Here is a 2,935-nt window from a genome sequence, read left to right on the forward strand (position 1 = left end):
GGCTTCGCCAGCTGCTACAGGGGATCATCGTCCTGACGAATTAATCAGCGCGTCGAAACCGGGCGTTTTACCCAGACTGGCGACAGGCTGCTGCCGTTGCCGGTGACGTACAGCACCGCCGCTTCACCGCGTTCCAGGGCAACCGGTTTGACGTCGCCGACTTTCTTGTCGCCTTCAAACAGCGCCAGGCTGACTTTCACCGGGTTGATTTCGCGCTCGCCACGGCCCTTGGCGGCCACGCTCGGCACCACGTCGGTCTTGCCGTCAGCGGTTTTCAGGGTCAGGGGCTTGTCGCTCAGGTTCTGCAGGCGCACCAGGGACTTCTGCTTGTTCTTGAACGGCGGTTCTTCGATCAGTTGCGGTGCGCCGCTGGCGTTGTTGACCAGGGTGTAATAGTGATCACTGGCGAGTTTCACCGGCAGGCTCTGGCTGCCGACCTTGGCGCTGTAATCGCCGCCTGGCATGAAGCTGAAGTCGGTGCTGGACAGCGGTGCGACGTCRCTCAGGTTGGTGCTGCCGACGGTGGCGCTGACTTCAGCGTTGCCGGCGTTGAAGACACGCACGAAGCTCGAACCTTTCGGTGCAGTCGGGCCGTAGAGCGCGGCATCGCCAGCGAAGGCGTGCATCGACAGAACGCTCATGCCTGCAACGAGTGCGAAGGTCTTGGCGAGACGGCGAGGAGTTGTAGTGAAAGTCATGGAAGTACCTCTCTCTTTCAGTTTTGCGCCCGGTCGGGCGTCTCGGATTTAGTGTTTGCGGCTACGTTTTGTTGGCGGGCGCCGGCTTCTTTGAGCTCTGCGACCCACTGCGGGTCGGCGTCGCCGATTTCGTTGTTCACAGGCAGATAACGTTCAGGAAACTCCCAGATCAGCACCTGTGGCGGGCTGTTCTTGAAAGCATCACTTTTCAGGTAGCTGAGCATCGGCAGGATCGGGCCGTGGCCGTCTTCGGCGTAATTGACCACGTCGCTGTGCAGCGCTTGCTTCAGCGCACCCACAAAATTCCAGTTCGGGTTGGCGCTGTAACTGGTGCCGATCAGGGCCACCGGTACTTCAGTGTTGGCGAACAGCGCGTCATCACCGGCCGGCTGATCTCCGRCCGCCACGGTATTGCGCTTCTGCAGCGGTTCTAGCGCCGGCATCAGATTTTCGAACAGCGGGTCCAGCGGCAGGAACAAGCGCAGGTCGCCCTTATGCGTGATTTTTTCCGCAGGTTCGGTGACGAAGTTTTGCGGCTCGCCGCTCAACGGGAATTTGTCGGCGATGGTGCTGGCCAGGGCTTCGGCGGCGATTTGCGCGCCTTCCGGAGTCCAGTGGGTGTCGGTGCGCAGGAATACTTGCTGACCGTTCTGCTTGGCCTTTTGCATCGGGCCGAGCAGGTCGGGGGCGAGGATCTTGTCGGCCGCCACACGGGCATGGAAGTCCTGATAGAGGTTGGCGTGAATGCTCGAAGGCTTCGCCTCACCCAGATGCTCCGGGTACAGGCGGGTCTTGGCCGGCACGATGGCCATGACCAGTTTCACGCCTTGCGCTTTCAGGGTCTGGCGCACGCCTTCGACCAACGCGTAGTTACCTTGCAGGTTCAGCTCTTCGTTGACGATCGGGTTGAACTCTTCATCGCTGTAGAGCCACTGATCGCGACCGAGCACAACGCCCGGACGACCTTCGTTGAACAGTTTGAAATCCAGCGCGGCCCAGAGGTTGGTGCCCAGGCGCTTGATCGGAAACTCGTCGTCGTAGTGCGTCTCCACGGCCTTGGTCCAGCGGCCGTTGAGCACCGTCGCGTCGGCGTTGGTGCTGAAACCGAAAAAGCTGCGCGTGGACCACAGGCCCAGTACTGCCAGTGTCAGCAGGAACAGGGCGATGTAGAAGATGCGTAATGAGCGGGTCATGGTCAGATCCCTCAGAACTGGAAGTAAAGGAACGGCGAGAAGCTTTGCGCCGAGAGTTTTAGAATCGAAGCAATGAACAGCAGCAGCACCAGGGCGCGCATCACGTAACGCGACCAGTCAGCGGTCCAGTAGGCCGGTTGCACGGTGGCTTCAACGCCAACGGTGTAACCCGGCTGGTGGATGCTGGCCGGGTTGTCSCCCGGTACGGCCTTGATCATTCCCGGGGTTGCGCCGGCAGGGCCATCGGCCTCGACGTTGACGGCAGGCTTGGTCTTCTCAGGCGGACGATTGGCGTAGAAATCACGGATGCCGAAGAACGCCAGCGTCACGTAAGCCACCACCAGGGTTGCCACTTGCAGGCCGGTGAGGCTGGCCTGGTTGAGTTCCGACAGCGACCATTCGCCGAAGCTGAACATCGCGCCGTACATACGGCCGGCGACGTGCAGGTTTTCTGCGCGGAATATCACCCAGCCCATCACTACCAGCAGGAAGGTCAGTGCCCAGCGGATCGGGTTGATGCTGCGCGGCGAGGTGTTCAGCCCCAGCGCTTTTTCAATCGCCAGCCACATGCCGTGCCATGCACCCCAGACGATGTAGGTGATGTTCGCGCCGTGCCACAGACCACCGAGCAGCATGGTCAGGAACAGGTTGCGATAGGTCATCAGCGTGCCTTTGCGGTTACCGCCCAGCGTGATGTACAGGTAGTCACGCAGCCAGGTGGAGAGGCTGATGTGCCAGCGCCGCCAGAACTCGGTGATCGACTGGCTGATGTACGGCTGTTTGAAGTTTTCCATGAAACGGAAACCCATCATCAAGCCCAGGCCGATGGCCATGTCGCTGTAACCGGAGAAGTCGAAATACAGTTGCGCGGTGTAGGCCAGTGCGCCCAGCCAGGCATCGCCCGTGGTCGGGTTTTGCAGGGCGAAGCAGTGGTCGGCCACGACGGCGAGGGTATCGGCGATGAAGACTTTCTTGATGAAACCCTGCATGAACCGCGTGCAGCCCTCGGAGAATTTATCCAGGGTGTGGGTGCGGTTGTTGAAC

General features: G+C 60.6%; 3 protein-coding genes. All 3 read right to left on the bottom strand.

Annotated features, from left to right (window positions below):
* Positions 1–44: 44 nt before the first annotated feature.
* Positions 45–698: an alginate O-acetyltransferase AlgF gene (locus tag AC1DRJ_RS23245; RefSeq protein ID WP_477804214.1), complete on the bottom strand. Its 654-nt coding sequence runs from the start codon at positions 696–698 to the stop codon at positions 45–47.
* A gap of 17 nt (positions 699–715) precedes the next feature.
* Positions 716–1,891: an alginate O-acetyltransferase gene (locus AC1DRJ_RS23250; protein ID WP_477804215.1), complete on the bottom strand. Its 1,176-nt coding sequence runs from the start codon at positions 1,889–1,891 to the stop codon at positions 716–718.
* An 11-nt stretch (positions 1,892–1,902) separates the two neighbouring features.
* Positions 1,903–2,935: MBOAT family O-acyltransferase (locus AC1DRJ_RS23255; RefSeq protein ID WP_477804216.1), on the bottom strand; the 1,033-nt coding region annotated here is incomplete at its 5' end.

The sequence above is a fragment of the Pseudomonas sp. P5_B2 genome (assembly GCF_056400445.1).